The organism is Mesorhizobium sp. M2E.F.Ca.ET.209.01.1.1, assembly GCF_004010375.2.
Classification (GTDB): Bacteria; Pseudomonadota; Alphaproteobacteria; order Rhizobiales; family Rhizobiaceae; genus Mesorhizobium.
Window position 1 is genome coordinate 447,430 of sequence record NZ_SADP02000003.1, and the last position, 25,482, is coordinate 472,911.

The 25,482-nt window shown below is 64.2% G+C and carries 22 protein-coding genes, 1 pseudogene and 1 riboswitch; of the genes and pseudogenes, 10 read left to right on the forward strand and 13 right to left on the reverse strand.

Features of this window, described 5'->3' with window-relative positions; translation table 11 throughout:
* Positions 1 to 50: 50 nt before the first annotated feature.
* Positions 51 to 2,131, reverse strand: a pseudogene (locus tag EN852_RS08355) (FUSC family protein).
* Between the two features lie 43 nt (positions 2,132 to 2,174).
* Positions 2,175 to 4,229, reverse strand: coding sequence for a DNA topoisomerase IV subunit B (gene parE / locus EN852_RS08360; protein ID WP_127874059.1), 2,055 nt, complete (start codon positions 4,227 to 4,229; stop codon positions 2,175 to 2,177).
* A 254-nt stretch (positions 4,230 to 4,483) separates the two neighbouring features.
* Between parE and cpaB the strand changes: the two genes are divergently transcribed.
* The 9 genes from cpaB to EN852_RS08405 all read left to right on the forward strand — a co-directional run bounded on the left by cpaB (position 4,484) and on the right by EN852_RS08405 (position 14,015).
* Positions 4,484 to 5,404, forward strand: a complete 921-nt coding sequence (gene cpaB / locus EN852_RS08365) for a Flp pilus assembly protein CpaB (RefSeq protein ID WP_127874058.1) — start codon at positions 4,484 to 4,486, stop codon at positions 5,402 to 5,404.
* A gap of 30 nt (positions 5,405 to 5,434) precedes the next feature.
* Positions 5,435 to 6,871 carry a type II and III secretion system protein family protein gene (locus tag EN852_RS08370; protein WP_127874057.1) on the forward strand — a complete coding sequence of 479 codons (1,437 nt, stop codon included), beginning with the start codon at positions 5,435 to 5,437 and terminating at the stop codon, positions 6,869 to 6,871.
* Positions 6,872 to 6,875: 4 nt separating this feature from the next.
* Positions 6,876 to 7,151 carry a hypothetical protein gene (locus EN852_RS08375; RefSeq protein ID WP_127863626.1) on the forward strand — a complete coding sequence of 92 codons (276 nt, stop codon included), beginning with the start codon at positions 6,876 to 6,878 and terminating at the stop codon, positions 7,149 to 7,151.
* Between the two features lie 13 nt (positions 7,152 to 7,164).
* Complete coding sequence (locus EN852_RS08380) at positions 7,165 to 8,379, forward strand: response regulator/pilus assembly protein (protein WP_127863627.1); 1,215 nt, start codon at positions 7,165 to 7,167, stop codon at positions 8,377 to 8,379.
* Complete coding sequence (locus EN852_RS08385; protein WP_127874056.1) at positions 8,376 to 9,797, forward strand: CpaF family protein; 1,422 nt, start codon at positions 8,376 to 8,378, stop codon at positions 9,795 to 9,797. The genes EN852_RS08380 and EN852_RS08385 overlap by 4 nt, the downstream gene beginning before the upstream one ends.
* A gap of 4 nt (positions 9,798 to 9,801) precedes the next feature.
* A complete protein-coding gene (locus tag EN852_RS08390) occupies positions 9,802 to 10,767 on the forward strand; it encodes a type II secretion system F family protein (protein ID WP_127863629.1) in 966 nt (321 codons plus the stop codon).
* 1 nt (position 10,768) lies between these two features.
* On the forward strand, positions 10,769 to 11,734 hold the full coding sequence (locus tag EN852_RS08395) for a type II secretion system F family protein (RefSeq protein ID WP_127863630.1): 966 nt from the start codon (positions 10,769 to 10,771) through the stop codon (positions 11,732 to 11,734).
* 265 nt (positions 11,735 to 11,999) lie between these two features.
* The gene (locus tag EN852_RS08400) at positions 12,000 to 12,473 is read left to right on the forward strand and encodes a hypothetical protein (RefSeq protein ID WP_127874055.1); all 474 of its coding nucleotides are present in this window, start codon (positions 12,000 to 12,002) and stop codon (positions 12,471 to 12,473) included.
* 369 nt (positions 12,474 to 12,842) lie between these two features.
* A complete protein-coding gene (locus EN852_RS08405) occupies positions 12,843 to 14,015 on the forward strand; it encodes a GGDEF domain-containing protein (protein ID WP_127874054.1) in 1,173 nt (390 codons plus the stop codon).
* Positions 14,016 to 14,019: 4 nt separating this feature from the next.
* On the opposite strand, the gene gcvP is transcribed toward EN852_RS08405, so the two are convergent.
* The 3 genes from gcvP to gcvT are packed head-to-tail and all read right to left on the reverse strand — an operon-like array spanning position 14,020 to position 18,320.
* The gene (gcvP, locus tag EN852_RS08410) at positions 14,020 to 16,827 is read right to left on the reverse strand and encodes an aminomethyl-transferring glycine dehydrogenase (RefSeq protein WP_127874053.1); all 2,808 of its coding nucleotides are present in this window, start codon (positions 16,825 to 16,827) and stop codon (positions 14,020 to 14,022) included.
* A gap of 16 nt (positions 16,828 to 16,843) precedes the next feature.
* Positions 16,844 to 17,212, reverse strand: coding sequence for a glycine cleavage system protein GcvH (gene gcvH / locus EN852_RS08415; RefSeq protein ID WP_127874052.1), 369 nt, complete (start codon positions 17,210 to 17,212; stop codon positions 16,844 to 16,846).
* 7 nt (positions 17,213 to 17,219) lie between these two features.
* On the reverse strand, positions 17,220 to 18,320 hold the full coding sequence (gene gcvT / locus EN852_RS08420) for a glycine cleavage system aminomethyltransferase GcvT (protein ID WP_127874051.1): 1,101 nt from the start codon (positions 18,318 to 18,320) through the stop codon (positions 17,220 to 17,222).
* A 150-nt stretch (positions 18,321 to 18,470) separates the two neighbouring features.
* Positions 18,471 to 18,557, reverse strand: a riboswitch (glycine riboswitch).
* 185 nt (positions 18,558 to 18,742) lie between these two features.
* On the opposite strand from gcvT, the gene EN852_RS08425 reads away from it, so the two are divergent.
* The gene (locus EN852_RS08425; RefSeq protein WP_127874050.1) at positions 18,743 to 19,747 is read left to right on the forward strand and encodes a hypothetical protein; all 1,005 of its coding nucleotides are present in this window, start codon (positions 18,743 to 18,745) and stop codon (positions 19,745 to 19,747) included.
* Here the strand turns inward: EN852_RS08425 and EN852_RS08430 are convergent.
* The 8 genes from EN852_RS08430 to EN852_RS08465 form a co-directional block, all read right to left on the reverse strand.
* Complete coding sequence (locus EN852_RS08430; RefSeq protein WP_127874049.1) at positions 19,744 to 20,175, reverse strand: GNAT family N-acetyltransferase; 432 nt, start codon at positions 20,173 to 20,175, stop codon at positions 19,744 to 19,746. The genes EN852_RS08425 and EN852_RS08430 overlap by 4 nt on opposite strands.
* Complete coding sequence (locus EN852_RS08435; RefSeq protein ID WP_127874048.1) at positions 20,175 to 20,966, reverse strand: molybdopterin-binding protein; 792 nt, start codon at positions 20,964 to 20,966, stop codon at positions 20,175 to 20,177. Before EN852_RS08435 ends, EN852_RS08430 begins: the two co-directional genes overlap by 1 nt.
* A 1-nt stretch (position 20,967) precedes the next feature.
* Positions 20,968 to 21,840: a cytochrome b/b6 domain-containing protein gene (locus EN852_RS08440; protein WP_127874047.1), complete on the reverse strand. Its 873-nt coding sequence runs from the start codon at positions 21,838 to 21,840 to the stop codon at positions 20,968 to 20,970.
* 98 nt (positions 21,841 to 21,938) lie between these two features.
* Positions 21,939 to 22,610 (reverse strand): DUF1345 domain-containing protein, encoded by a 672-nt coding sequence (locus EN852_RS08445; RefSeq protein WP_127874046.1) that lies wholly within the window; start codon positions 22,608 to 22,610, stop codon positions 21,939 to 21,941.
* A gap of 25 nt (positions 22,611 to 22,635) precedes the next feature.
* A complete protein-coding gene (locus EN852_RS08450) occupies positions 22,636 to 23,136 on the reverse strand; it encodes a YaiI/YqxD family protein (protein WP_127874045.1) in 501 nt (166 codons plus the stop codon).
* A complete protein-coding gene (locus tag EN852_RS08455) occupies positions 23,123 to 23,449 on the reverse strand; it encodes a hypothetical protein (RefSeq protein ID WP_127874044.1) in 327 nt (108 codons plus the stop codon). Before EN852_RS08455 ends, EN852_RS08450 begins: the two co-directional genes overlap by 14 nt.
* A 56-nt stretch (positions 23,450 to 23,505) precedes the next feature.
* Positions 23,506 to 24,075, reverse strand: a complete 570-nt coding sequence (gene gfa, locus EN852_RS08460) for an S-(hydroxymethyl)glutathione synthase (protein WP_127874043.1) — start codon at positions 24,073 to 24,075, stop codon at positions 23,506 to 23,508.
* 65 nt (positions 24,076 to 24,140) lie between these two features.
* Positions 24,141 to 25,268, reverse strand: coding sequence for an S-(hydroxymethyl)glutathione dehydrogenase/class III alcohol dehydrogenase (locus EN852_RS08465; protein WP_127874042.1), 1,128 nt, complete (start codon positions 25,266 to 25,268; stop codon positions 24,141 to 24,143).
* Positions 25,269 to 25,482: the final 214 nt, after the last annotated feature.

Consider the following 25,482-nt stretch of genomic DNA (forward strand, 5'->3'; position numbering starts at 1 on the left):
AACCATTTCCAAACCGGTCCGACCTGAAACGCGACATGGCCCCGAATTGTTCAAGCGCGGCCCTTGGCAAAGAAATCCGGATAGTCCTCCATCGCCGCGGCGATGATGCGCAGCGAGGCGGCGATCCGCAGCATTTCGAGCCGATCGCTGCGTTCGCCAATGCTGGCCGCATATTGCCTTGCCACAGCGATGGTCGCGGTCTGCGGCTCGCCCGGCCGACGGAACAACAATTCGCGCGCCAGGCCGCGCAGAAAATTGCCGATGGATTCGACTGTCTCGTGCGGTACGGTGGAGTTCAGTTGCGCATGGCGAAGCCGCAGCACCTCCAGCCCGACGGTGACGGCGGCGATGCTGCCGCCAAGAATGGGGTCGCCCCTGCGGCCCGTTCGCTGCACCTGCGGCATCAACTGATTGATCCGGTCATAGGCGAGGCTTTCGAAAGCCGAACGCCGAGGTATCCGCTCATGCAGGCAAAGCCGCGCCAGATCCTCGCGCATCGCCTGCGAGATACGCTCCACGGTGACCCACGGATCGGCGGGCAGAACGACGATGAAGACGCCGATGGCGATCAGGATGCCGACCAGGATCGAGGCCGAGCCCGCGAAGAACGGCCCGGGATCATAGATCATCTGCTGATGCGGGCTGAGGAAGGCGAGGAAGTTGATGGCGAAAGCGGTGGCGATGCCGACATGACGTGGATTGGCCATGCCGAGCGCCGCAGGCACCAGGATCGGCACCACGAAGAGCGTGAACCAGCCGAAGCCGGGCAGCGCCGGCAGCGCGACCTGGCCCACCAGAAAGGCAAAGGGCAGCGCGATCAAGGTGCCGGTGAAGAAACCCCAAGCCGACTGCACGGGATCGGGACGCGCCGCGAACAGGCTGGAGACGACCGCGACGAGGATGACGGTGCCGGCCGCTTCCGACCATTTGGTCGTCAGCCAGAAGACCGCGACGAGCAGCGTCGCGAGCCCGGCGCGCACGGCGTTGCGCCATGCGGCCTGATAGTCGCGGTGGACGACGAGCGCCGGCTGGCTTCGCTCATTCGATTTCCGGGAGATAGGCGAGAAAGCGCATCGAGGCCGTCCAACACCTGCTTCAGCGCTTCGGCAAAATCGCCGGCAATGGTGAGGCGGGTGATGGTGCCCACCTTGTCCTCGGCGCCATCGATTGTACCGGCATCGTTGGGTAGCGCCGGCACCTCTCTGGCCTTGCTGGCGATCGCATCGAGCCGCGCCACCCAGGGGCCCGTGTCGTCGAGCGCGCCGGGTGTCGCCGCCAGCTCGCCGACAAAGGCTTTCAAGTCGCGTCGCATGGGGATGAGCGCCGCATTCTTCGGCGCGCGGTGGCTGTGCAGTGTGCGGGCCGCCGACAGCGCCCACAGAAGCTGACCGATGGTGCGCCTCACCGGGTGGGCGCGGGGCGCGAAACTCGGCGCTTCCAGCCGCGCATAGGTGCGCATTTCAGCGAGCGTCTGGGCGTCGGTGATCAGCTTGCGCTGGAGCGCGGCAAGGCTTGCCGGATCGCCGCCGGAAAAGGCCCCGGACGCATATTCCGCGAGGTCGAGGATGCTGCGCTTCAGCCTGGAAATGATGGCGTCGGCCGCGAGCTTGGGCAGGATCAGCCGGCTGGTGACGCCGGCGCAGACGATGCCAAGCACGATCTCGGCGCAGCGCGCGATTGCCAGGTCGACGACCACATGCGGCTGTCCAAGCGCCGGCAGGCTGATGATCATCGCCGTGTAGCCGGCAAGCGCCGCGCCATAGGCCTCCGGGTTGCGCAGCAGCGAGGATACGAGCGTGCATATGCCGATCCAGAGTGCCAGGAGAGTGACCAGCAGCCAAGGATTGCTACCGGACAGTGACGTGATGCCCACAGCGGCCAGGCCGCCGGCCAGCGTGCCGAGCAGCCGGTAGAAGCCCTTCGCCAGCACCATTCCGGCCACCGGCTGGGCGACGATGAACACCGTCATCATCGCCCATTGCGGATGGTCGAGCCTCAGCGCGTAGGCGGCAAGAAGCGCGATCAGTCCCGCCGAAACCGTGCGCAGTGCGAAAATCCAATCCGAACGGGTCGGCTGTGTCAGGCCGCTCAGCGATGCTTCGGCAAGCTCTTTGAGCCGCGTCCAGGTCACATGCCCGTCTCCATATCCGAGCCTGTTATGGACCGGACGGCGTTCAGATATCCAGCACGTCCGTCTCGGCGAATTCGGCGCGCTCCTGGATGAAGCGGAAGCGGGCTTCGGGCTTGGTGCCCATGAGCGCGTCGACGGCATCCTTGGTGGCCTGCTCGGCGTCGATCACGTCGACCCGCAGAAGCGTGCGCTTCTTCGGATCCATCGTGGTCTCCTTGAGCTGCGAGGCCATCATCTCGCCCAGGCCCTTGAAGCGGCCGATCTCGACCTTGCCGCGACCGGTGAATTCGGTGCGCAGCAATTCGTCCTTATGCGCGTCGTCGCGGGCGTAGCCGACCTTGCCGCCCTGCCGGATCGAGTAGAGCGGCGGCACGGCCATGTAGAGATGGCCGCCGCGGATCAGGTTCGGCATCTCCTGATAGAAGAAGGTGATCAACAGCGAAGCGATATGCGCGCCGTCGACGTCGGCGTCGGTCATGATGATCACGCGGTCGTAGCGCAGGTCCTCGTCGCGGTACTTCGAGCGCGTGCCGCAGCCGAGCGCCTGGATGAGGTCGGAGATCTGCTGGTTGGCGGCTAGCTTGTCGTTGCCGGCGCTGGCGACGTTGAGGATCTTGCCGCGCAGCGGCAGCACCGCCTGGCTGGCGCGGTCCCGCGCCTGCTTGGCCGAGCCGCCGGCCGAGTCACCCTCGACGATGAAGATCTCGGCGCCGGCGGCCGCGTTCTGCGTGCAGTCGGCGAGCTTGCCCGGAAGGCGCAGCTTGCGCACGGCGGTCTTGCGCGAGACTTCCTTTTCCTGGCGGCGGCGCACGCGCTCGTCGGCGCGCGCGATGACCCATTCGAGAAGCTTCGAGGCTTCCTGCGGATTGTCGGCGAGCCAATGGTCGAACGGGTCGCGGATGGCGTTTTCAACGATGCGCATCGCCTCGATGGTCGCCAGCCTGTCCTTGGTCTGGCCGACGAATTCCGGCTCGCGGATGAACACCGACAGCATGCCGGCGGCCGAGATCATCACGTCCTCGGTGGTGATGATCGAGGCGCGCTTGTTGCCGATCAGGTCGGCATAGGCGCGCAGTCCGCGCGCCAGCACGTTACGGAAACCGGCCTCATGCGTGCCGCCTTCGGGGGTCGGGATGGTGTTGCAGTAGGAGTTGAGGAATCCGTCGCCGCCGAACCAGGTCACCGCCCATTCCAGCGAACCGTGGCCACCCTGCTTGTCGCTCTTGCCGGCAAAAACCTCGCGCGTGACCTGGAACTCGTCGCCCAGCGTCGCCTTGAGATAGTCCTTCAGGCCGCCGGGGAAATGGAACTCGGCCTTGGCCGGCGTCTGATCCTTGTCCTTGATCAGCGACGGATCGCAGGTCCAGCGGATCTCGACGCCGCCGAACAGATAGGCCTTCGAGCGCGCCATGCGATAAAGCCGCGCCGGCTCGAAGGCGGCGCCCTTGCCGAAGATCTGCTCGTCGGGGTGGAAACGGGTCCTCGTGCCGCGGCGGTTATGGACCTCGCCCAGATGCTCGAGGCCGCTGACCGGGACGCCGCGGGAAAAACGCTGGCGGTAGAGCTGGCGGCCGCGCGCGACCTCGACTTCGAGGTGGTCGGACAGCGCGTTGACGACCGAAACGCCGACGCCGTGCAGGCCGCCGGAGGTCTCATAGACCTTGGAGTCGAACTTGCCGCCCGAATGCAGCGTCGTCATGATGACTTCGAGCGCCGGCTTCTTGAATTTCGGATGCGGATCGACCGGGATGCCGCGGCCATTGTCGGTGACGGTCAGGAAGCCGTCGGCGGAAAGCTCGACGTCGATGAAGGTGGCGTGGCCGGCCACGGCTTCGTCCATCGAATTGTCGATGACCTCGGCGAACAGGTGATGCATCGCCTTGTCGTCGGTGCCGCCGATATACATGCCAGGACGGCGCCGCACCGGCTCGAGCCCTTCCAGCACCTCGATATCGGCGGCGCTGTAGCTCTCGCTGCCGTCGCGGGCGGCGGTCGAGCGCTTCGCGGCCTGCACCAGCGGATCGGCGGGGCGCGAGGGCGCGCGCACCGGCTGTGCCTGCTTTTCCATCTTGCCGAAGAGGTCGTTGCTGTCGTCCATGCGAGGTCTAGCGTCCGGTAATGCGAATCACGTCTCGATACTGCCACGCTTTTTGCGGGCGAACGAGTTCCTGTTCCGTTCAGGGATAAAACTGTCTCTTATTCCAAAACCATTCGATAACCAAGCCGGCCGAAATAGGGCGGCCCGCGCGGCCCGCTGTTCCTTATTCTTTAACATTAACGCCTAGCGTGAGGCCCAACCAACAAAAGACCACGGGCGTCAGGGGTTTCGTTGTGAGGGGCAGGGTCATAACCATGATCGGTATCGCAGCCGTCTTCGGCGCGATCTCGATCTTTGCGGCGGACTTCTGGGTCAAGAGCCAGGCAAAGGCTCAGCCCGAGGTCAAGGTCGTCACGGTCGAAGCTCCGCAGCAGCCCAAGGTCGAGTTCAAGACCATCGTGGTGGCTCAGGCGCCGCTCCGTTACGGCATGGAGCTCGGACGGCCGCAACTAGCCGAGATTCCGTGGCCGCAGGATTCGCTGCCGCAAGGCGCTTTCCCGACGATCGACAAGCTGCTTGCCGACGGCAGCCGGGTCGTGCTGTCGCCGATCGAGGTCAACGAACCGGTGCTGCTCGCCAAGCTGTCGGGACCGAACGGTCGCGCCACGCTTTCCAACATGCTGTCGCCCGGGATGCGGGCCGTCACCATCCGCACGGACGAGATCGCCGGTGTCGGCGGCTTCATCACGCCGGGAGACCGGGTCGACGTCGTCCTGACGCGCGACGCGGGAGACATCCAGGAAGTATCCAAGAATGCTCAAGGGGCGGCCGGCTCGACGGTGACGTCCGAGGTCGTCGTTGCCGACGCCAAGGTGCTTTCGGTCGGCCAGGGCGCCGACGAGCGCAAGACCGAGCCGCAGGTCGCCAATTCCGTCACCATCGAAGTCACCAACGAAGGCGCGCAGAAGGTGGCGCTGGCCCGCACCGTCGGCACGCTGTCGTTATCGCTGCGGTCCGCCGCCGACGCCAGCGCCAGCAAAAGCGGGCTTACGACGATCTCTTCCTTCGGCGGCTCGGCTGCCGCAAGCGCTGAGGCAAGTGCGGCCTCGCTCGTCAATGCGGTGACGAAAGAATCCGACGAGCCGAAATTCAAGACGGTGATCGTGACGCGTGGCGAGAAGGTCGAAGAATACAAGGTTCCTTCACGGGAAGCGCCGCAGGAACTGCAGCAATAGCCGGTGGGGACCGGCGGGGACGGGGACAACATGTTCGGGTTCAATGCATTTCGGACGGCCGGCGGATGGCGCCTTCCTGGCGCGATCGCGCTGGCGGTGTCGCTGGCTATGCTCGGCTTCGCCGCGCCGGCAAGGGCGGACAATGACGTCGTCTATGTCTCGGCGAACAAGAACGCCTCGATCAAGGTCGCCAAGGGCAAGCCGAAGACGATCATGACGAGCGCCGCCTTCTACCAGATCGTCATCGGCGATCCCGAGATCGCCAACGTCAACCCGCTAACCGACAAGTCCTTCTATGTGCTGGGCAACAATCTCGGCACCACCGGTATCGCCCTGTTCGACCAGAACAAGCAGCTTGTCGGCACCATCGACATCGAGGTGACGCTGGACACCGATCAACTGGCCAGCACCATCCGCGCCAGCGTGCCCGACGCCAAGATCAAGGTCGGTTCGGCAAACGGCCGCGTCGTATTGTCGGGCGAGGCCGACGATGCGGTCGCCGCCGACAAGGCCAGCAAGATCGCCTCGCGCTTTTCCGGCAATGAGGAAGTCATCAACTCGGTCAACATCTCGTCCTCGCAGCAGGTGCAGCTCAATGTCCGCTTCGTCGAGATCAACCGCCAGGCCGGCCAGGATCTCGGCGCCAAATACGGCGCCAATTTCGCCTTCGGCATGGGCGGCCGCGACGTCGTCATCGATCCGGGCACGGTGCCATCCGCTGGCACCGGCGAGATCATTGGTCGGCTGCTCTCCAACGGAGTCTCGATTGACATCGCCATCAAGGCGCTGGAAGAACGCGGCCTGGCGCGGCGGCTTGCCGAGCCGAACCTGATCGCGCGTTCGGGCCAGACCGCGAGCTTCCTTGCCGGCGGCGAGTTCCCGATCCCGGTTTCGGAAGACAATGGCAAGATCAGCGTCACCTACAAGAAGTACGGCGTCGGCCTGGATTTCACGCCGACGGTGCTGAAGGACGGACTGGTGAGCCTCGACATCGCTCCGGAAGTGTCCTCGATCGACCCGTCCGCCTCGATCCAGGTCAGCAGCGGCATTTCCATTCCGGCCTTCATCGTGCGCCGCGCCAGGACATCGGTCGACCTCAAGAACGGCCAGAGCTTCATGATCGCCGGCCTTCTGCAGTCGCAGAACGACATCACGACATCGCGAGTGCCGGGGATCGGCAAGCTGCCGGTGCTCGGCCCGCTGTTTTCCTCGAAATCCTATCAGCGGCGCGAGACCGATCTGGTCATCATCGTGACGCCTTACCTGGTCAAGCCGGTCGATCCGTCGAAGAAGATGGTCGAGCCGACCGACGGTACCCGGCCGGCAAGCGCCGCCGACTATTTCCTCAACAACACCGAGGAGGTGGACGCCTCGGCGCCGAAGCGTCCGCTGGCGTTCGCCGACGGCGCCGCCGCCCGCTCCGTATCGGCCACGTCCGGCCACTTCCTCGACCTGCCGAAGGATTAAGGCCATGCGCAGCCTCTCTTGCATCGCTCTGCTCCTGGCCGGCGCTGTCGTCGCCGGCTGCACCAGCGACGACTTTGTGCGCACCGAAGGGGTGACGCCGGGCGTAGGCAACGCGCAGGCATCCAACACCGCCATGCAGATGGTCGACCCTTGGAAGTACGGCGTCCAGAACACAAGGCTTCTCGTGCCGGCTCAACGTCCGGGCTCCGAGACTGTCGCCGTCGGCGCGAAGGCCGGCGCCGCGTCCGCGCCGACAACATCATCAACGACATCGAATTGATCGGCCGACGACGATGGCATCTGCTACCAAGACCAAGAAGATCCTGCTCGTTTCCACCGACAGGGCGTTCGTGCAGGACACGCGGACGGCGTTTGCGACCTCCGAGGTCATCGAGCTCCTGACGGTGGAAAAGAGCATCAACGAGCTGCGCGGCGAAGCCCTCGAGACCGATTTCGGCACCGTCATCGTCGATATGGACGCCGCCAAGCTCGAGGAGATCGAGTCGCTGCAGCGCGTCATGCGCCGGCTGGAAGGCAGCGTCCCCGTGGTCGTCGTCACCCAGGAATTCAACGCGGCGGCGGTGCGCATCCTCGTGCAGCTCAAGGTCGCCGATTTCCTGGTCAAGCCGATCACCACGGCAGACCTGGTGCGTTCCGTCATCCGGGCGCTGCAGGGACCGGGGCGGGAAGAGAACACCGAATCGCACATCTATACCTTCATGCCGGCCGCCGGCGGCGTCGGCACCACCACGCTCGCCCTGCAGACGGCCTTCCAGTTGCATCATTCGGTGACGCGCGGCGCCTCGACATGCGTGGTCGACCTCAACTTCCAGCAGGGCGCCTGCGCCGAATATCTCGACCTCGAACCGCGCTTCGACATCACGGAAATCGAGAACCAGCCGGAGCGCCTCGACCGGCAACTGCTCGATGTGATGCTGTCCAAGCATGCCAGCGGGCTATGCGTGCTCGCGGCGCCGACGCGCCCCTCGGACATGCGCTCGTTCAAGACCGATGTGGTGGTTCGCATGCTCGACCTCGTGGCGGCTTATTTCGACAATGTCGTCATCGATATGCCGCGCACCTGGTTCCCGTGGACCGAGACCGTGCTCTTGGGTTCCAACAAGCTCTACATCGTCGCCGAGATGACGGTGCCTTGCCTGCGCCATACGCAGCGTCTCATCCAGGCCGTCTACGAGACCGCCGGCAAGGAAGTGAAGCCCAACGTCATCGTCAACCGCTTCGAGCAGAAGATGTTCGACAGCGGCATCAAGCAGGCCGATGTCCAGGACATACTCGGCGAGCATTTCGTCGGCGGCATCTCCAACAACTACCGGCTGGTGCGCGAGGCCGTCGACCGCGGCGTGCCGTTGCACGCCATCGACCCCAACGCCAATGTCGTCAACGACCTGAAGAAGATCATCCTGCCGGAAGAGGCCGTCCAGACCACGGTCAAGTCGAAATCGCTGTTCGGCCTCGGCAAGGGCTTGCTGAGGAGGAAGGCGGGATGAACAGTCGCTTTTCCAACCTGCAGAACCGCGACCTTCGCCCGCAGCGGGCGCCGGAGCCCGCGCCTGTGGTGCACAATGCGGTGGTCATTCCGACGACCCGCAAGCCGGCGCCGCCGAAGCCGGAAGCGGCGCCCGCAAAAAGCGCCAACAAGGTGCTCGATGCGCGCGTGCGCATCCATCGCATGCTGCTCGAGGAGATCAACCTCGTGGCGCTGGAGCGGCTGCCCAAGGATGAAATGCGCCGGCAGGTGCATGAGTTCGTCTCGGAAAAGACGCGCGAGGAGCGGATGGCGATCAACATCGCCGAGCTCGATGCGCTGGTCGACGACATCGTCGACGAGATGGTTGGCCTCGGCCCGCTCGAGCCGTTGCTCAAGGACCCCGAGATCAACGATATCCTGATCAACGGCCACGAGAATTGCTTCGTCGAAAAGCGCGGCAAGCTGCAGCAGGTCCACATCCCGTTCAAGGATGAAGCGCATCTGCTTAGAATCATTAATAAAATCGTCGCGGCAGTCGGCCGCCGCGTCGATGAATCGCAGCCGATGGTCGACGCCCGGATGCTCGACGGCTCGCGCTTCAACGCGGCGATCCGTCCGGTCGGCGTCGACGGGCCGCTGGTGTCGATCCGCAAATTCTCCAAGAACAAGCTCGGCCTGCACAAGCTGGTCGAGTTCGGCGCCATCACCCAGAACATGGCCGAGGTTCTGGCGGCGGCGGTGCACGCCCGCAAGACCACGATCATCTCCGGCGGCACCGGCACGGGCAAGACGACGATGCTCAATGCGCTGTCCGCCTTCATCCCGGAAGACGAGCGCCTGATCACCATCGAGGACGCGGCCGAGCTGCAATTGCAGCAGCCGCATGTGGCCCGCATGGAGACGCGCCCGGCCAACATCGAGGGCCATGGCGAATTGAAGCAGCGCGACTTGGTCAAGAACGCGCTGCGCATGCGTCCCGACCGCGTCATCCTCGGCGAGTGCCGCGGCGAGGAAGCCTTCGACATGCTGCAGGCGATGAACACCGGCCATGAAGGCTCGATGGCCACCATCCATGCCAACACGCCGCGCGATGCGATTTCGCGTCTGGAACAGATGCTCGGCATGACCGGCATGCCGATGACGGTGCAGTCGATCCGCAGCCAGATCGCCAGCGCGCTCGACATCATCGTGCAGTTGACACGCCTTTCCGATGGCAAGCGCAAGGTGACCAGCGTCGCCGAAGTGACCGGCATGGAAGGCGATGTCATTCAGATGCAGGAGATATTCCGCTTCGTGCGCACCGGCATGGAGGCGGACGGCAAGATCCTCGGCCACTTCGAGGCGACCGGCATCCGCCCGCGCTTCCTCGAGGACCTGCGCAACATGGGCATCGAATTCCCGGGCAAGTATTTCGAGCCCGGCCGGCCGCAGGACTAGGCCGGTGTTCGAGGGATTCAGCCCGATCTACGTCGTTTACGCCGCGGCGGCGCTCACCGGCATCATGATCGCCGAGGGCCTTTACCTGCTCTATGCCGGGCGCAGCGACAAGCGCATGGCGATCAACCGCCGCATGAAGCTTGCCGAGAACAAGATCAGCCAGGAGCAGGTGCTGATCCAACTGCGCAAGGAGCGCGGGATCGACGGCCACAGCTCCGTCTTCTCCCTCGACCGTTTCCGCGCCCTGCGCACGCAGTCCGGCATGACCACGCCGTTGCCGAAGTTCCTGATGATCACATCGGGGGTCGCTTTCGCGCTGGCGCTTCTCACGATTTGGAAGGGCTTGCCGCTTCTGTTCGGCCTGATCCTGTTTCTCATACTGCTGCCGGTGCTGCCGGTGATGGCGATGCGCTTCATGCGCAAGCGCCGGCACAAGCGGTTCGGGATACAGTTGCCCGAGGCGCTGGAACTGATCACGCGCGGCCTGAAGGCCGGCCATCCGGTGCCGGTGGCGATCGCCATGGTGGCGCGCGAAATGGCCGACCCGATCGGCACCGAGTTCGGCGTCGTCGCCGACGAGGTGACCTATGGCTCGGACCTGGTGTCGGCGCTGAACAATCTGTTCGACCGGGTGGGGCACGAGGACCTGCCGCTGTTCGTCACGGCGGTGTCGATCCAGAGCAGTTCGGGCGGCAATCTGCGCGAGATCCTCGACGGCCTGTCCGCGACGATACGCGAGCGCGGCAAGCTGCGCCGCAAGGTGCGCGCCATTTCGACCGAAGGGCGCATGTCCGCCTACATCCTGACCGCGGTGCCGGTGCTTTTGTTCACCGCCATCATGGTGCTGATGCCGCAGTTCTACCAGGACGTCTGGGACGAGCCGAAGACCTGGTACATGCTGAGCGGAACCATCCTGTGGCTGCTGCTCGGCAACGCCATCATGTTCAAGATGTCGAATTTCAGGTTCTGAAATGGAAGACGTCATCCGCTTCCTCGCCTCGCTCGCGCCGACGTCGCTGATGCCGGTTGCCGTGCTGCTGCTGGTGCTGGGCGGCGGCGCCGTCGCCTGGCCGCTTGTGCTCGCCAAGGGCGATCGCGGCGAGGTCAAGCGCCGGCTGAAGGTCGAGGTGGTGCAGCCGGTCGAGCAGGCGGAAGCGGCGCCCAAGAAGAGCACCAGCGCCGTGCGCGAGAAGGCGGTGAAACGGGCGCAGGAGTTCTATGCCAAGAGCGACCCGGAAAATGTCGCGCGGCTGCGCATGAAGCTCATCCAGGCCGGCTATATGGAGCCGCGCGCCGTCGGCATGTTCTTCCTGATCCGCTTCGCCACCCTGATCGGCGCGGCGTTGGGCGCGTTCCTGATCAACCATTGGGCGGCGAGTGCCGAGTCGACCATGACCAGCCGCTGGACCTTCATCATCCTATCGGGCGCCGGCGGCTACTTCCTGCCGGGCCTGGTGCTGACGCAGAAGGTTCGGGAGAAGATGCGCGAATACCGCAACGGCTTTCCCGATTTCATGGATCTGATGATCGTCTGCTCCGATGCCGGCATGAGCATGGAGGCTGGCATCGAGCGGGTCTCAAGGGAGCTTTCCAGGACCTATCCGTCGCTCAGCCAGAACCTGATCCTGGTGTCGCTGGAACTGCGGGCCGGGCGCAGCCTCGACGACGCGCTCAAGGCGCTCGCCGACCGTCTCAGCCTCGACGAGGTGCGCTCCTTCGCGACGCTGCTGCAGCAATCCAAGGAACTCGGCACCAGCCTGTCGGGCTCGCTGCGCGTCTTCTCCGACGAAATGCGGCACAAGCGCATGTCGCTGGCGGAGGAAAAGGCGCATGCCTTGCCGGCCAAGATGTCGGTGCCGGTGACCGTCTGCATCCTGCCGGTGGTGCTGATGATCGCCATCATTCCGATCATCGTTAAGCTGACCACCCACCACTGAGGATTCAGGTGAGGCCGGTCTGCAAACGGCGGCTTCCTGCGCTTCCGGTGCTCACGCACTTTAAGTACGCTCCGCTTCGGTTCTCGGAAACTACCGTTTTCGACTCGGCCTGACCTGAATCCGGCAGCACCTCAAGGGGCGCTGGTTAACGCATCCTTGGCGGGCAACCAAAATTTAGCTGCATTTCGGCACCGAAGCTTAATCGCTCTGCCGTATCGTCTTTTCCTGAAGAACGACCCGGCAAATCGGGCGATGGGGCAGGGGCATGCGTCAGAGACTTCCCACGGCAGCAGCGGCGTTGGCAGCCATTTTGATGATTGCGGGCTGCACGACGAACAACAACGTCGACACGACCAAGACCACGGCAATCCAGCCGGTGGCCAAGGATGTCAGCGCCGATGATCTCGTCGAAGGCAAGGCGCAGTTCCGCGAGGCGAATTTCGGCCTGGCCGAACAGCATTTCCGCAAGGCGGTCGAGCTCAGATCAGACAATGCCGAAGCCTGGATGGGGCTTGCCGCTTCCTATGACGAACTCGGCCGTTTCGACTTCGCCGACCGCGCCTATGCGCAGCTCTTGAAGGTCGCCGGCCGCAAGCCGCAGATCGTCAACAATATGGGTTATTCGCAGCTCCTGCGCGGCAACAAGAAGAAGGCGCGCGCGCTGCTACTCGAAGCCAAGGCCGGCATGGCTGATCCGACCGTGGTCGACGCCAATCTGGCACTTCTGAACAAGAGCTAGAGCCTTCTCGGGCTTGGGTTGAATCGTTCCGCCCGAATTCCTCGGCCGCCGGCCGAACGCCGTTTCAGCGAAACGGGACAAGTTCCACCCGGTACGATTTTTGTTTGTCGATTGGCGAAATCGAAGCGCCAGGGTGGAACTTCCGGGCTGGCGGACGCATGCCTGTGGATCGCCTCGCGCTGGTGAGAAGAACTGTTTCAATATAAACCAACAATTTCTAGTCTTCGCGTCTGCTGGATGCACTGGTGGATGCTTTGTAAACCTTGTCGGAAGGTTAGGTCGAAAGGTTAGCTGAAAACGGTATCAGCGGGCCGCCGTTAACCTAGAATGCAGCGTCACTGACGACTCCCAAGAGGTGGCGGCTCAACAATGTTGGATTTTAGTTCGCTCCTGCTCGCGGCGGCGTTGTCGGGCACGTGCCTCAGCATCACCATGCTTGCGATCTGGCTCACCGCTCCGCGGGCGCCCTTCGTGCTGACGGTGGCGTGCGGCATCCTTGTGCTTGTCGCGCATGTCATTCTGTTCTGGCAATACACCAAGGAACCCAACCCCTGGCTCTGCCAGGCAGCGCTGGTGCTGCTCAGCCTGGGTTTCCTCATCATCTGCCTGTCGGCGATGCAATATCTAGGCGTCGGCAACCATGGTAGGGTTGTTCTGCCGACATTGGCAGCCATGGCCGCCTGCGCCGTCTTCACCTATCTCGGATTCGACGGCATCGGCTTCCTCATCACCTATTCGGCTGTCACGGCGCTGCTCGCGGCGATCGGAACGATGTTCTGGATGAAGGGCGATCACGACCGCAGGATTCTGTTCGTCGTCTCGTTCCTGAGCGGAGCCTGCGGCTTGTCCTTCGCGCTGTGCGGCCTGGTGTTGCTCGAGCAAGGGCAATGGGTTCTCGGTGCTGCGCCCGACAACTGGGCGGAGCGGCTGAATACCGTCGTCGCGGTCGCCTGCATGACTGGCCTCGGCGCGCTGACGCTTTCGCTGCATCATCTGCAAGCGCAGATCGAGCTCAAGGCCGAGACCATGACCGATCCGTTGACCGGCCTGATGAACCGCAGGGCGCTCAACGAACTCTACGGCGATCGCAGCTTCGGTCCGTTCATGGCGATCGCGATGTTCGATCTCGACCATTTCAAGACAACCAATGACGTCTTCGGCCATCCCGTCGGCGACCAAGTCCTTTGCCGCTTCGCGGCGGTGATCAAGAAATATGGCAGGACAGGGGTCGACGCCTTCCGGCTGGGCGGCGAGGAGTTCGCGATCGTCATGTCGCGGATCACGCCTGAAAAGGCGCATGACATGGCAAGCCGCATCGGCGTCGCCTTCGGCACCGAGGTCGTCGCGACGCATCGCGGCCCGCTGCGCAGCAGCGTCAGTGGCGGCATGGGATTTGGCGCAGCTAGCGGCCGGACCCTGGACGAGATGCTGGCCGAAGCGGACGCCGCGCTCTATGCCGCCAAACGCGCCGGGCGGAACCGCGTTATCGCCCAACGCCAGGAGGGCCGGCCTGATAGCGGGCCGGCCCAGAAAACCGCCTGAACGACTACTCGGCAGCGCCGAGATATTCCGACAGCGGCGGGCAGGAGCAGACCAGGTTGCGGTCGCCGGCGACATTGTCGATGCGAGAGACCGGCGGCCAGTATTTCGCCGCCAGGTCGGCGTCGCCCGCTGGATAGGCGGCCTCCAGGCGCGAATAAGGATGGGTCCATGTACCGGCAAGCGCTTCCGCCGCGGTATGCGGGGCGTTGACCAGCGGGTTGTCGGTGAGCGGCCAATCGCCCTTCGCCACTTTCGCCGCCTCGCCGGCGATGGCGACCATCGCCTCGCAAAAACGGTCGAGCTCGCGCTTAGGCTCGGACTCGGTCGGCTCGACCATCAGCGTGCCGGCGACCGGGAACGACATGGTCGGTGCGTGGAAGCCGTAGTCGATCAGCCGCTTGGCGATGTCGTCGACGCTGATGCCGGCGCGCTCCTTGAGCACGCGGGTGTCGAGGATGCATTCATGGGCGATGCGATCGTGCCTGCCCTTGTAGAGGAGCGGGAAGTGCGGCGCGAGCCGGGTCGCGATGTAGTTGGCGGAAACGATCGCCGTCTCCGTCGCCTGCTTGAGTCCCGAAGCGCCCATCATGCGGATATACATCCAGGTGATCGGCAGGATGGAGGCGCTGCCGAACGGCGCCGCCGCCACGGCATGGGTCGTGCCTTCCGTCACGTGGCCCGGCAGATAGGGCTTCAGATGGGCCTTGACGCCGATCGGACCGACACCCGGCCCGCCGCCGCCATGCGGGATGCAGAAGGTCTTGTGCAGGTTCATGTGGCAGACGTCGGCGCCGATATCGCCTGGGCGGGCGAGGCCGACGAGCGCGTTGAGGTTGGCGCCGTCGAAATAGACCTGGCCGCCATGCTCATGGACGATGGCGCAGAGGTCGCGCGCGCCTTCCTCGTAGACGCCATGCGTCGAGGGGTAGGTGAACATCAGCGCCGCGAGGTCCTTCGAATGCTCGGCCGCCTTGGCCTTGAGGTCCTCGACATCGATGTTGCCGTCCTCGGTGCAGCGCACGACGACGACGCTCATGCCGGCCATCGCGGCGCTTGCCGGATTGGTGCCATGCGCGGAGGATGGGATCAGGCAGACGGTGCGATGGCCTTCGCCGCGCGAGCGGTGATAGGCGCGAATGGCGAGCAGGCCGGCATATTCACCCTGGCTGCCGGCATTGGGCTGCAAGGTCACGGCATCGAAGCCGGTGATCTCCGACAGCCAGGCTTCGAGATCGGCTATCATGGCGCGATAGCCGCCCGAATGGCCGGCAGGCGCGAAGGGATGCAGGTTGGCGACGCTCGGCCAGCTCACCGGCATCATTTCAGCCGCGGCGTTGAGCTTCATGGTGCAGGAGCCGAGCGGGATCATGGCGCGGTCGAGCGCGAGATCCTTGTCGGCCAGCCGACGCAGGAAGCGCATCATGTCGGTCTCGGAGCGGTTCTCGTGGAAGACCGGCTGCGTCAGGAATTCCTTGCCACGCGGTTTGCCGGGCATCGAGCTGGCCCCCGCACCGGGCTTGGCGCCGAACAGGCCGGCGATCGCCTCGAGATCGGCTTCCGTCGAGGTCTCGTCGAAGGCGATACTGACATGGTCCGCATCGATGACGCGTAGCAGCCGGCCTGTCTTCTCGGCGGCAGCAGCAATGGAGCCGGCCTTGCCCTTCACTTCGGCGGTCACTGTATCAAATCGGCTCGCGCCGACCACCGATACGCCGGCGGCCTTGAGACCTGAGGCGAGGCGGTCGGCAAGGCCGTGGATACGACCGGCAATCGCCTGCAGGCCGGCAGGGCCATGCCAGATCGCATAGGCCGTGGCCATACTGGCCAGCAGCGCCTGCGCGGTGCAGATGTTGGAGGTGGCCTTGTCGCGGCGGATGTGCTGCTCGCGTGTCTGCAGCGCCAGCCGGTAGCCGGGGCGGCCCTTGGTGTCGGTCGACTGGCCGACGAGACGGCCGGGCATCAGACGGGTCAACTTGTCGGAAACGGCGCAATAGGCGGCGTGCGGACCGCCGAAGCCCATCGGCACGCCGAAGCGCTGCATCGGACCGACGGCGATGTCGGCGCCAAGCTTCGCCGGCGCATCCGTCAGCGTGAGCGCCAGCGGATCGGCGATGAAGACCACCAGCGCACCGGTAGCGCGGGCCTTCTCGATCGCCGCCTTGTGGTCGCCATAGACACCGAAGGTGTCCGGCCAGGAAACGAGCAGCGCGGCGGTGTTGTCATCGATCGTCTCGCCGTCGACCTCGATGCCGAGTGGCTCGGCTCTGGTGCGCACGACATCCAGCGTCTGCGGATGCGGAGTCCCGGCAAGCGCCACCTTGGTGCGCTTGTCGCGATGGTGGCGCAGCGCAATGCCGACGGCCTCGGCAACGGCGGTGGCTTCATCGAGCAGCGAGGCCGACGCCACCGGCAGGCCGGTGAGCTCGGTGACCAGGGTCTGGAAGTTGAACAGCATTTCCAGCCGGCCCTGGCTGATCTCGGCCTGGTAGGGCGTGTAGGCCGTGTACCAGGCCGGATTCTCGAACAGGTTGCGCTGGATGACCGGCGGCACGAAGACGTCATGATAGCCGGCGCCGATGAAGCTCTTCAGCACCGTGTTCTTCGCCATCATCGCCGACAATTCGGCCAGCGCTTCGGCTTCGCTCGCCGGAGCGGGCAGGTCGAGCGGCCGATCGAGGCGGATCGACTTCGGCACGGCCTGGCTGATCAGCGTTTCGACGGATGGAACGCCGATGGCGGCGAGCATCGCCCTGACGTCGTTGACGGAGGGACCGATATGGCGGGCCGAGAAAGGAATAGGTGCTGCGGTCATTTCCAAGATCCTGTTATCAGCCGATATGGGCTTTGTAGGCGGCCTCATCCATGAGGCTGTCGAGTTGGCTTTCGTTGGAAAGCTTCATTTTCCAGAGCCAACCGTCGCCGGTCGCCGCCGAATTGACCAGCGAAGGGTCGGCCGACAGTGAGCCGTTGGCCTCGGTGATCTCGCCGTCGACCGGCGCGTAAACGTCCGAAGCCGCCTTGACGGATTCGACAACGACGGCTGTATCGCCCTTGGCGAGCTTGCGGCCGATTTCCGGCAGCTCGACGAAAACGAGATCGCCGAGCTGTTCCTGCGCATAGTCGGTGATGCCGACAGTGGCGACGCCGCCTTCGATCCGGAGCCATTCATGATCTTCAGTGAAGTAGGTCTTTGCCATCTGGAAATCATCCTTTGCGGTAGCGGTGTGGGGTGAAGGGCAGGGAGACGATATCGATCGGGATTTTCGTCCCGCGAACATCGGCGAAGAGTTTCGTGCCGGGCTTGGCCAGCGCGCTGTTGACGTAGCCCATGGCAACCGGGTGCCCCGTCGAAGGGCCGAAACCGCCGGAGGTGACGTGGCCGGCCGGGTTGCCGTCGGCATCAACCAGCGCCGCGCCGGCGCGCACCGGCTGGCGGCCATCGGGCTTCAGGCCGACGCGCTTCTGCGACGGCCCGCGCTCGACGATGGAGCGTAGCGCGTCGGCACCGATGAAATGGCCGGTGGCGCGAACCTCCTTCGGGATCGCCCACATCAGCCCGGAGCTTGCCGGATCAATCTCCGGCGTCAGGTCCTGGCCATGCAGGCAGAGACCGGCCTCGAGGCGCAGGCTGTCGCGGGCGGCGAGGCCGATCCATTGCACGCGTTCGTCTTCCAGGAGTTTGGCGACGAGATCCCGCGCGTCCTTCTCCGGCAGGCCGATCTCGAAACCGTCCTCGCCGGTGTAGCCGGAGCGGCTCATGAACCAGTTCTGCCGCGGCTCGACACCGTGCATGAACAGCACCGAGCCGGTCTCGATGCCGGCTCGTGCCAAAGCCGCCCAGGCGTCCGGACCCTGGATCGCCAGGAAGACGCGGTCGAGCGGCTCGACTTTGGCGTCGAAATCCGTTGCCAAAGCGCGCAGATGCTTCTCGTCCTCGACAGCGTTGCCGGCATTGGCCACGACCATGAACCGGTCTTCGCCGAGGCGGGTGACGATCAGGTCGTCGATAATGCCCGCGGCCTCGTTGAGGAAGAAGGTGTATTTGGACTGCGAGATGTCCAGCGCGCCTGCATCGAGCGGGCAAGCCCGGTTCAACAGCGCCGCGGCCCCCGGACCACCGACCTCGAACAGCTTCATATGCGAGATGTCGAACAGCCCGGCGTGCTCGCGCGTGTGCAGGTGCTCCTTCATCACGCCGGGCGGATAGGTGAGCGGCATCGACCAGCCGGCGAAAGCGCCGAAGCGCGCGCCCGCGGCCTGATGCAAATCCTCGAGGGGTAGGTGCCTGGTGTCTTCGCCTGTCATGTCTTCTCCAGAGTCGCACGCAATCGACCGCCATTGGCGGCCTAGTCCGTGCCCCTCTGTCTGAAGCCTGAGAGACTCGCGCCCCGTAACTCTGTCGGCAGCGCTTACACCTTCGGCGCGGGGCCAGGCCCCGACTTTCCAGAGTTGTCTTTCCCGTCCACGGTTCTTTTGCCTGAGAGATTTCGGGCGATTTCCCCTTCGGCGACAGCTCTCGCTGCTCTCTCCCGCAAACAGGTGGGACTCACAACCGAGCCCCCGACGCGCCATCCATAGCCCGTCGGCGACACGTTGTCACCTCCCAGCGACATGTTGCTGACAAGTCTTCGCTAACCACGCCATTTGCCGGTTTCTCAAGACAATGCTGATAAACCGGCAAAATGACAAAGGCTCGCCGGCAATAGGCGACAGGGCAGGGACGGCGGATGGGCGAATTGATCATGAGCGCTCCGGTGGCGGGGTTGACCTCGAAGAACAAGATCTCGGCCGAGGACGTGGCGATGCTGCGGCGCGAGGTGTTCGCGGATGGCGTGGTGAGCCGCGGCGAGGCCGAGGCGCTGTTCGCGCTCGACCAGAGCGCGCGCGACAAATGCGGCGAATGGGCGCCGTTCTTCGTCGAGGCGGTGACCGACTACATCGTCCACCAGGAAAAGCCTGAGGGCTACATTTCTCAGGAGAACGCCGACTGGCTGGTTCGCACGATTTCACGCGACGGCATGGTCGACAGCCGCACGGAGCTCGAGCTGCTGGTGCATGTGCTGGAGGAAGCGAAATCCTCGCCCGGCCAGCTTTCGGCCTATGCGCTGGAGCAGGTCGCGCATGCGGTGATCGACGGCAAGGGGCCGTTGATGCTCGGCGGCGAGCTGGTTCCGGGCTTGATCGCCAAGGCCGAGGTCGATCTCCTGCGCCGCATCCTCCATGCCTTTGGCGGCGACGGCAACATCGCCATCACCAAGGCCGAGGCAGAGGTGCTGTTCAGGATCAACGACCGGGCCGCGGCCGCGGACAACGATCCGTCCTGGAACGAGCTCTTCGTCAAGGCGATCGCCAACTATGTCATGTGCTCGGCCGGCTACGAGCCGCCGACGCGCGAGGTGGCACTGCGGCACGAAAACTTTCTCGACGAGGCGGCGCCGACGCTGGGCGGGTTCTTCAGCCGCATGGTCTCGGGCGGGTTCGCCGCGATCCTCGAAGCCTATCATTCTCCCGGCGATATCGAGGCCGAATGGGAAGCCAGGAACCGGGCCGCCGAGGCGCTTGCCCGCCGCGCCGAGACCATCGATGCCGACGAAGCCAAATGGCTGGCCGAGCGCATCGGCGGCGGCCAGCGGCCGCTGCGCGACAACGAGCGCGCGCTGCTGGCGCTGATCAGGCACGCTTCGCCGGAAATCCATCCGGCGCTGAAGCCGCTGCTCGATAAGGTCGCCTAGGCGTTTCCTGGAAGTGTCTTGCACAGGATGATGTTGGAATGGCCTTCGGGCCATCCAGCGAATTCGGCCATACGTTCGAAGCCCGCCTTCTCGTAGAGGCCCGGCGCCTGGAAGTCGTGCGTTGGGACCCAGATGCGTCGCACGCCACGCGCGGTCGCCTCGGCTACGAACGCATCAAGCAGCTTCCTGCCGTGGCCAAGACCGCGATGCGCCTCGTCGACCCACATCAGCGTGAGCTCGGCAATGCCGGCCCAGGAGTAACCGGCGGCGATCCCGACGGCGCGCCCTTGCTCATCCCGCAAGGCAAAGATGAGGGTACGGTCGTCGTCACGACCGGTCAGCCGCCGATTGTCGTCGTGCAGGTGCTCCTCGATGGCATCAAGCTCGGCGGACGGCAGATCGTGCTCGGCCCGCAGGCGAGGGACCATCAAATCCCGCCATACCAGTCGTAGCCATTGTCCTCCCAGTAGCCGCCGCGGCCGCCGCCGACATTGGCGAAACTGTCGACCAGCTCGATCTTGTAGATGTATTTCGGCATCTTGTAGCCAAGCTGGCGTTCGACGCGTACTCTGAGCGGCGCGCCGTTCTCGACCGGCAAGGGCTTGCCGTTGAGACCGTAGGCCAAAATGGTCTGCGGATGGCGGGCATCGATCAGGTCGATGGTGCCGTAATATTTGATGTTGCCGGACAGGCTCTGCTCGATCGTGTCGAGGCAGTGGAACATGACGTAGCGCGCCTGCGGCTTGACCACCGCCTGGTCAAGCACCAGCGACAGCGGCGTGCCGGTCCACTTGGCGATGCAGCTCCAGCCTTCGACACAGTCGTGGCGGGTGATCTGGGTACGGCTCGGCATGTTCTGGAGTTGCTCGCGGGTGAGCGACAGCGGCTTTTCGACAAGGCCGGTCACCTCCAGGCGCCAGTCGGCATAATTGTTGGCGAGCAGGCCCTTGTAAGTGTCGTCGTCCGGCGCGGTGACGCCGTTCGGCCGCTGCGGCTGGAGGATGTCGGCCTCGGTGAATTCCGGCGCCAGCGCGTCGCGACCTGCAAGTAAGCGTTGCGCGCGGTAAGTCAGGCCGTTGGCGTTCTCGAGGAAGCTGCGCAGGCCGCCGCCGATGCCGAGACCGCTGTCGAAGGCATCGCAACCCGATAGCGCGATGCCTGACAGGCCGAGGCTGCCGGCGGTCAGGAATTTACGGCGGCTGATCTGAAATTTGGCCATGTCAGGCGCTCCTCTCGGTAGGCTCGGCATGCTTCGCCGGCGGGTCGGTGCGGTACCAGCCGGTGATGATTGAGCGGAGTTCATTGATCGGGCCGGCGGCCAGGATCATCAGGATGTGGACGATGAAGAAGAGGACGAGCAGCACCATGACTGTGAAATGGATGGTGCGCGCGCTCTGTCGGCCGCCCAGGATTTCGTTGAGCCACGGCAGCACCGAATCCATGCTCGGCGACATTGCGAGGCCGGTCACGATCATCAGCGGCAGCAACACGAACAGCACGCCGCCATAGGCCATTTTCTGCAGCGTGTTGTATTCGCGCGTGTGATGAAACTTCAGCTTGGCGTGTTCGACGATGTCGCGCGGCAGCTTGCGCAGGTCCGACACGCGAGGGGCGAGGTCGCGGCGGATATGACCGTTGACCAGGCCGGCTATCAGCCAGACGAGCAAGGTCGTGGTCAGGATCCAGGCGAAAAAGAAGTGCACCACGCGGGCCGTGCCGAGATCGTAATAGGAGGGGATCGTCGCCCAGGATGGAAAGGCGCGAGGCGTCTCCTGCCCGGGCGGACCCGACCAGCCGAGCACGCCGGTGGTGTCGAAGCGATGGCCGAAGATTTCGGTGAAGCCGCGCGGACCGTTGGCCGTGTTTTCGGCGCCGATCTGGAGGATCGTGTTGTTGAATTGGAAGCCGGATTGCTTGCCGATATAGAGCTGCGGCCGCGCGTTGAAGATCTGCAGGCCGGAAAGCAGCATGAAGAACAACGAGAAAGCCCAGATCCAGTGGGTCAGCCGCGTCCAGCGCGATTGCCGATAGATGAGGGTCTTATCCTTACCGTCCGCCTCGGCGGCGGATTGGTTGTTGGCAGCAGTGTCCATCTTGCCTCCGGCCGCCTCATGCAAGCGGCTTCTCAGGTCATTGTCTTCCCCTCAATACGTCGCCGCACAAGGCAATGTTTCATGCGATCACGGATTTATTACGGAGAGCCCAGGCTGACCGCGAGATTGACCGCCGCCGCAACGATCACCGTGTTGAAGAAAAAGGTCAGGATCGAATGGACGAGCACGACCATACGCATCTGCGAGGTGGTGATGGCCGTGTCGGCGGTCTGCGCCGTCATGCCGATGACGGTCGCGAAATAGAGGAAGTCCCAGCCTTCCGGCCGCTTGCCCCCGGGAAAATCGAGCCCGCCGACCGGCAACTTCTTTTGTGTTTTCTCGTCGGTCTCGCAACCGTCCTTCCAGTAGACATGCGCGTAATGCAACGATGCCATGGCGTGGATCGTGAACCAGCCGAGCGGGATCGACAGAATGGCAAAGCCGAGCTGCCAGGGGTGCGTGGCGGCTTTCTGGTTGATCAAAAGAAACAGCGAGACGATGGCCGCAACGACTACGAAGAACGTAACGGCGAAGATCAGCAGCACGGGCATGTCTGTGGCGCGGGCGTTCTTGCTGAGATAGCGGCCGGTAAGCCGTGGCATCAGCGTCAGGACCAGGACGATATAGCTTGCAAAGAATACATTAGCGCCAATGGAATAGGGGAGCGGCGCGCGCAAAAGCAGGGCTAGGAGCAGTGCGACGACGCCGATGGCAAAGGCCAGAGCGAACTGCATATGCCGATGCATCGGCGTCTTAAGGTCTTCACCCATGGCTCGGGTCCCTGAAGACGTTGGATCAGTTCGGTGTGACGGATTTGAGCGCGCGCCGCAAGATGCGGTCGAGCTCGCCGAGAAACTGCGACCTGTCCTTCTGCGTGAAGGAGGCGTTGAAGCCGCGGCTTTCGCCGGTCTCGCGCAGATGCTGCTTCAGATCGCGCATCGCCATCGCCATGCCGATGGTCTCCGGCGTGAAGGGGCGGCCGGTGGGTCCCAGCACATGCGCGCCGAGCGCCACCGTGCGTGCGGCAAGCGGGATGTCGGCCGTCACCACAACGTCATTGGCTCTTGCGTTCTCGACAATCCAATCGTCCGCCGCATCAGCACCCTTGGAGACCACGACGTTGCGGATCATCGGATCGCGCGACGGCCGCAGCCCGCCATTGGAGACGTAGGTAACGACGACGCCATGGCGCTCCGCCACCTTCTCGACCTCGGCCTTGACCGGACAGGCGTCGGCGTCGACGTAGATCTGCGGGCGAGCAGGCTCCCGCTGAGCCCGGTTTTCATTCGCGTTCATAGGGCGTGAATTTCAAATTATAGCCGCGCGGCTTATCGCCTGGTGGCTCGGTGGGCTCGGTATCATAGACGTAGACGTCGCCGGTACAGGCGAAACCCAGGTGCTCGCCGATTGCCCGCGTCATGTCGATTGCCTGATCGGAATCCGAAGCCCAGACACTCATTCCGAAGAAGGCAGGACCAGGTTGGATTTTGAAGTCCGGATTCAGGGCCGTCACTTCGCCATGGGCTAGAATGGTGAAATGACGGAATTCAGTTTTCGCTCTTCCGTAGCGGAGCTTCAACTTCCAGTTCTTGACGCCGCGAAGATCCATGGAGCGCTTTGTAGGCAGGAAGGGCCGGTCTGTCGATCGGCCCTTCCTATCCTGAATCAGGCCGGAAGCGCGCCGGTCTTCTTCGCCGTCCAGGTGGCCATATAGTCCATCAGGCCGGGATTGAGGCAGTCATAGGGCTCCAGCCCGATCGACTTCAGCTGGCCGCGAATGCCGCCCATGCGGTTCGGGTCGACGCCGGATTCGATGATCGAGGAGACGAAGGCGGCAAAGCCCGGAGGCGACCAGCCGTCCTCCTCGAAACGCTCGGGATGGATGAAGGACAGGCCCTTGAAGGGATGGTCGCGCTCGACGGGGCCATGCATGTGGACGCCGCAGCCGGTGCAGGCGTGCCGCTGGATGAGCGCCGAGGGGTCGACCACCTTCAGCTTGTCGCCGTTCTCGGTAACGGTGACGTCGCCCGTGCCGACGACGGCCACGACCGAGAAGATAGCGCCGTCCGGCTTCCAGCACTTCGTGCAGCCGCAGGCATGGTTGTGGGCGATCTGACCCTTGACCTTCACCTTCACCGGCTTGCTGGTGCAGAGGCAAACCAGCGTGCCGCCGGAGAAGGATGCGCTTTCCTTTGGCAAGCCATTGTCAATCTTCGGATGCAGTTTCTCGGCCATTCCATTCCTCCCATGTTTTACCACAGAGGTCGCCGGCGTTCCGGCCTGCGGCCTGGTGGCTTTCCTCAATAAACCACGACGCTGCGGATCGACTTGCCCTCATGCATGAGGTCAAAACCCTTGTTGATGTCCTCGAGCTTCAGCGTGTGGGTGATCATCGGGTCGATCTCAATCTTCTTTTCCATGTACCAGTCGACGATCCGCGGCACATCGGTGCGGCCGCGCGCGCCGCCGAAGGCGGTGCCCATCCAGGTGCGGCCGGTGACCAGCTGGAAGGGCCGCGTCGAGATCTCCTGGCCGGCGCCGGCGACACCGATGATGACCGACTTGCCCCAGCCGCGATGCGAGGCTTCCAGCGCTTGGCGCATCACCTTGGTGTTGCCGGTGCAGTCGAAGGTGTAGTCGGCGCCGCCGATCTGGTCGGCGCCTCGCTTGGTCATGTTGACGAGGTAAGGCACGATGTCGCCGTCGATCTCCTTCGGATTGACGAAATGCGTCATGCCGAACTTCTCGCCCCAGGCCTTCTTATCATTGTTGACATCGACGCCGATGATCATGTCGGCGCCGGCAAGGCGCAGGCCCTGGATGACGTTGAGGCCAATGCCACCTAGACCAAAGACAACGGCCGTCGCGCCTTGCTCGACCTTGGCGGTGTTGATGACCGCGCCGATGCCGGTCGTGACGCCGCAGCCGATGTAGCAGATCTTGTCGAAGGGGGCGTCCGGATTGACCTTGGCGACCGCGATCTCCGGCAGCACGGTGAAGTTGGAGAAGGTCGAGCAGCCCATATAGTGGAAGAGTTTTTCGCCGCCGAGCGAGAAGCGCGAGGTGCCGTCCGGCATCAGCCCTTGCCCTTGAGTGGCGCGGATGGCGGTGCACAGATTGGTCTTGCGCGACAGGCACGACGGGCACTGCCGGCATTCGGGCGTGTAGAGCGGGATGACGTGGTCGCCCCTCCTGACCGAGGTGACGCCCTTGCCGACATCGACGACGATGCCGGCGCCCTCATGGCCGAGGATGGCCGGAAAGATGCCTTCCGGATCGGCGCCCGACAGCGTGAACTCGTCGGTGTGGCAGATGCCGGTCGCCTTGACCTCGATCAGCACCTCGCCTTCGCGCGGGCCTTCGAGGTCCACCTCCATGATCTCCAACGGCTTTCCGGCGGCTACGGCAACGGCGGCACGCGTTTTCATCGAGGCATTCCTCCCAAGCGATTTGTAAGTCTTAGCTAACGGCAAGCTGCCCGTGGCGAATGCCAGCCTGCCATCCCTTCAGCCTTGTGGGTAACTTTAGCGAGTTCCGCGCTGGCGGCCAACGTCTCTTGCGACGTTTTTCGGCGCGGTTTCCGCAATCGGCGCCAGCCGCAGGGGCCAAGCGGCTGGCACTTGAGGCGCGCCGGAATTGTCC